General features: G+C 58.4%; 3 protein-coding genes. All 3 read right to left on the bottom strand.

Annotated features, from left to right (window positions below):
- Positions 1-5: 5 nt before the first annotated feature.
- Positions 6-425 carry a hypothetical protein gene (locus EOA86_RS35015; RefSeq protein WP_128345664.1) on the bottom strand — a complete coding sequence of 140 codons (420 nt, stop codon included), beginning with the start codon at positions 423-425 and terminating at the stop codon, positions 6-8.
- Positions 426-439: 14 nt separating this feature from the next.
- Positions 440-991, bottom strand: a complete 552-nt coding sequence (locus tag EOA86_RS35010) for a hypothetical protein (protein ID WP_128345663.1) — start codon at positions 989-991, stop codon at positions 440-442.
- A gap of 1 nt (position 992) precedes the next feature.
- Positions 993-1,290 (bottom strand): hypothetical protein (locus tag EOA86_RS35005; protein WP_128345661.1); only part of this gene is annotated, 298 nt, incomplete at its 5' end.

The following is a 1,290-nucleotide window of genomic DNA, read 5'->3' as shown; positions in this document are numbered from 1 at the left end:
GTCGGCTAGTTGATGGTAGCGATCCATTCTCCGGATGCGCCTTTGGCAAACCCGACGACGCGATCCAGGGGCTGTGCCTGTGGTGACATCTTGATTGATGTCATGCACGATACTCCGGGGCCGCTGCTGTTCTTGTCGCACTGGCCGAGAGCAAGCGAGATCTCGGGCATGTTGTTGCGGTCCCAAACGAGCGGCGAAGCTTCCTGTGCCTTCCGGAAGGCGGCAAGAGCTTCATCCTCCGTCGGCGCTTCGACGATCGGGGCTTGCGGAACAGGGCACAGAGAAGGATCGGCAGATATAGCCGCTGTGAGTTCGGCCTTAGAAAGTGCCTGTGCTTCGACGCCGGGCATCGCAAGCCATGTGCCGCCAGCGCCGGCTAACAAGCCAACGGTGGCGGCAATCGCGAGAAGTGCATTTTGGTTCACGCTGGAGTCCTCACCTAAAGATTCAAATTGAACCAGTGGCGTTGTTTTACGCCTTGGTCGTTCGGGATGTCGAAATACCAGGGATCGGCGCGGCGGGGACGCATTGACGAAATTTCTTTAGTGCAGCTATCGCTTCCGTTGTCGCTGTCACGACCAGCGCGACGAACGGGAATAGTGAGGCCATTTTTGTCGGCCTGGCTGGTAAACCTCGATTTGCAGACATTCACGGTCTTGACGCACTGATCGGGGACGCGGCGATTGCCTTCCTTGCCCCGCTCGCTATAGCCGACCTTCGAGCCTTCCGGGCAATCTGCGTACTCTTGGCGGCCAGGTTCTCCAGCCTTTGCTTCGTGGCAAATCGGCCAAGAAAAGCCTGGCTTCGCCATGGCGCGAATGAGTTTCGTCATTGGCGGAACGCAGTAGGAGACGCCATGCCAGGACGGACTTTGCGAGGCAGCACAGAGCAGTACTTGGCAACCCCAGGAGGCATCTTGAGCCTTGGCGACGGTAGCAGGCAGGATAGCGACGGCTGCTAGGCCGGCTGCCGCATAAAGCAGGTTTTTCATGTCAGGTGGTCCTCTCGATGGTGACTGCCAGTGTCGCCCGATCGACATGGAGATTGTCGACGGGTAGGGCGGGCTGCGCTCGATCGCCGGCGGCATAAATGATGGCGGCGATGATCGCGAAGGCTGAGAACCAGAAGATCCCTATGCGGAACAGAAGCAGCTGGTTCGGTATGTCCCGGCAAAGAGGCGGGAAAGCAAAGAGCCCAACCAGAAAGCTGTCGAATGCGAGGTTGCGTTGACTTTGAAAAAGAATCGACACGGCGAGCAGTAGCACAGCAAAGGGGCCATGCACCCACCAG

Origin of the sequence: Mesorhizobium sp. M5C.F.Ca.IN.020.32.2.1 (genome assembly GCF_004023105.1) — a bacterium.
Taxonomy (GTDB): domain Bacteria; phylum Pseudomonadota; class Alphaproteobacteria; order Rhizobiales; family Rhizobiaceae; genus Mesorhizobium; species Mesorhizobium wenxiniae.
Note: the sequence above shows the minus strand (reverse complement) of the source record. Positions and strands in the feature narration are given on the sequence as shown.